At 52.2% G+C, this 2,811-nt stretch carries 2 protein-coding genes and 1 pseudogene; all 3 read right to left on the minus strand.

Annotated elements, in window-relative coordinates:
- On the minus strand, positions 1 to 836 hold an 836-nt coding region (locus DWV16_RS18690), incomplete at its 3' end, for a DUF6273 domain-containing protein (RefSeq protein ID WP_243007377.1).
- Positions 837 to 847: 11 nt separating this feature from the next.
- Positions 848 to 1,867 (minus strand): DUF6273 domain-containing protein, encoded by a 1,020-nt coding sequence (locus tag DWV16_RS18695; RefSeq protein ID WP_118480952.1) that lies wholly within the window; start codon positions 1,865 to 1,867, stop codon positions 848 to 850.
- Positions 1,864 to 2,811, minus strand: a pseudogene (locus DWV16_RS19240) (hypothetical protein); the annotation flags it as partial. The gene DWV16_RS18695 and the pseudogene DWV16_RS19240, both read right to left, overlap by 4 nt.

Here is a 2,811-nt window from a genome sequence, read left to right on the forward strand (position 1 = left end):
AGTCCTATTCTTTTTGCGTTTCCTACACTATTTCCCGTCAAGTCAAAGTAATCTAATTTCGCACCATCTCTTAAAGGATCTGTCGAATTATAGTTAAATCCAACCTCAATTGCTGACAACCAAAATAGCCTACACGATACGCCTTCTTCACCAAATTTAACTACACCAGGCTTAGCATTACCAGCGACATACGGAATTTTTATTTGTTTAATGCTGGTCTGAATATTCGGATCAAACAGTCCAAAATACGTTGTATTTAAATAAGATAAGCTTGTTGTAAGCGAGTAATCGCCTTTTTCATTTGTGGTCCAGGCGATCTGATTATAAATATCTTTTATCAGCAACCATGCCCCGTTACAGCTTGCATCATATAGTGCTGTATCCGGGTTGCCCTGATGCACAACCAAATGATTGTAAGCCACACCGCCAAGATTTAATTTGACTTCGCCTCCAACGGCCAAAGTGCTAATCGCAATCCCCGCCAACGGCGTTGCCACCCCATAGGCCATAGGGCTTGTCTGCCAGCCGTAGGTACAGCGGATAAATACCCGCACATGATGGACTACGCCGTTTGTAAGCCCCGACAGGACACATGAGAGCGTCCCCGTCCCCGGCAGTACCATGACCGAAACGCCGTCTTTCGGGCCGCTGGGCATGTGGGTGTTGGCGGTCACGACGTAGTATTTGACCAGTGATCCGTATGCCGCATCCACCGTGCTAAAGGTTGCGTCTATTTTGCCGTCCCCGCCTTTGAGCGTGAGGTTTTCCACCTGCGGCGCAAGGTCGCGGGTGTTAATCCCGCCAAAGGACAGGGCCTTGCCTTTTATGTCTGACATGAGATCACCTCCTATGTGAGCGGGCTGTAACTGCCGTCTGGGTTTGGTTCGGGGTTAAAGAGCATATTTCTATTTAATGAAAAAACGAATGGTAGTCCATAATCAGTATTTTGAGGCGGTGAGCTGACACTGGTACCCCATATTATGTTTTGACCTGAGTCAAAATACCCGCGATAATTTACGGCCTTTACAGGATAATAACCGTTGGAATAAAACGCAGTCCTGGTAATATATCGCGTTTTCACCCCAGACGGATGACCCATGATACGAGATTCGTCATTTATAAATTTATTGAAGGGAACTCCATCGCTCCCGGTTCCACCTAGTTCGGCTATTGATGGAATAAAAACATAGTCATTACTGGTATCATATACGGATTTAACGGTTACAAGTTGCAATTCATTTTGTGTGCTAGCCGAAAGCATTTTCAGATAAGCAGAATTCAACCAGTTTCGACAGTTTGATTTTCCCCATATTGGGGCCGAATGTGTGCCATGTGGAGCGTCCCACTCCTGGTCATACCAAAGATACTTTGTGATGACCACACAACTATCAATGGGATATCCTGAATGATCAAATTCCAACACTTCAAACAGTGTGGACGCTTGAGCGGTTTTTCCAAGTTGAAGTAGAGTACCTAGGGCTAAATCCCCCAGCGCAATCCCCGCCACGGGCGTAGCCGTCCCCACCGCATCCACGCTGGTTTGCCAGCCGTTATCACCCCGGACATATAACCGCACATAATACTGCACCCCATTGGTAAGCCCCTCGATGCTCGCGGAGATAACCGCATCCCCGATTGCCCCGACCTGCACATCCTTAACCTGTACGCCGTCCATTGGGGAGGTTGGCGCACTGCCGGGCTTTGCAATGAGCCGGTAATACTGCCCGAGATACAACCACTCTGATGTAATCCCGGTAAAGGTGCAGTCGATCTTGCCGTTGCCGCCCTTGAGCGTCAGGTTAAGCCCCTGCGGCGGGATCGTCTTTGTACTGATCCCGCCCGCGCCTCGCTCCTCGCCGTAGATCACGCTACCACCTCCACCGGCGGTAAGGTAAGCTGCGCCGTGATGTTACTCTCCGGGATCGCTCCAAAGGCTTTTGCCGTAGCTTTACCATTGTTTTTGTCAATCCGTAAGGTTACGCCCGCGTCCATAAGGGCAAGCGGTGTGTCGTCGTCCACGCTGATCCCAAGTCTCACATCTTTCACAATGGAGCTATGCGTTACCGCCTGCGTCCACAACTCGCGGGTGCTGTCCTTGACCCATGAGGCCACGGGGAGGGTTACGGTGATGAGGTCGGATGGATCGGCCTTGCCATTCCACGCCGCTTTTTCAGCGGGCGTAACAAACTTCCTCGCGTCGGTCTCGTCAATCATCTGTGCACTGTGCGTGGCCGGATGGACATAGTTATTCGCGTTCTCTGCAATCCCCGCGAGTTTAGTTTTCTCTTCGGTGGTGTAGTCGTTCGTGGACAGGCCCTTGCCGGTTACAACGTCCACTTTCCCCGCAAGGCCGGTTTCCAGCTCTGTCCTTGTCGCGTAATCCCCGCCCACAATCTCCGCCGCCCGGTCTGCCTCGCTCTTTGCGCGGTCTGCCGAAATGGTCGCTGTCTGCGCCGCCGCAACCGCCGTGGAGGATGCCTGTGCAGTCTGCTCCTTATAGAACTTCGCGTTGTCGGTGTCCTCGCCTGTCCGAGTCCCTGTGCCACCCTTTGCGTAGCTCTGGGAAAGTACCGCGCTCCCGGACGCTTCGGAGGCTTTTGTGGTCGCCGTATTCGCCCCAGCCTGCGCCGTATTGGCCGAAGCCGCTGCCGCATCTTTACTCGCCTGTGCCGCTGCCGAACTCTGCTGCGCCGCTGTTGCATTTGTCTGGATCTCCGTCACCGCGTCCACTGCCAGCATTGCCAAAGTGATACTGTTGTTTCGCACAGTGGCCGACACGCCCTTATTGTTGCCCGTCCCCGTAACGGTAAA

The organism is Anaerotruncus sp. AF02-27, from assembly GCF_003465835.1.
GTDB lineage: Bacteria > Bacillota > Clostridia > Oscillospirales > Ruminococcaceae > Anaerotruncus > Anaerotruncus rubiinfantis.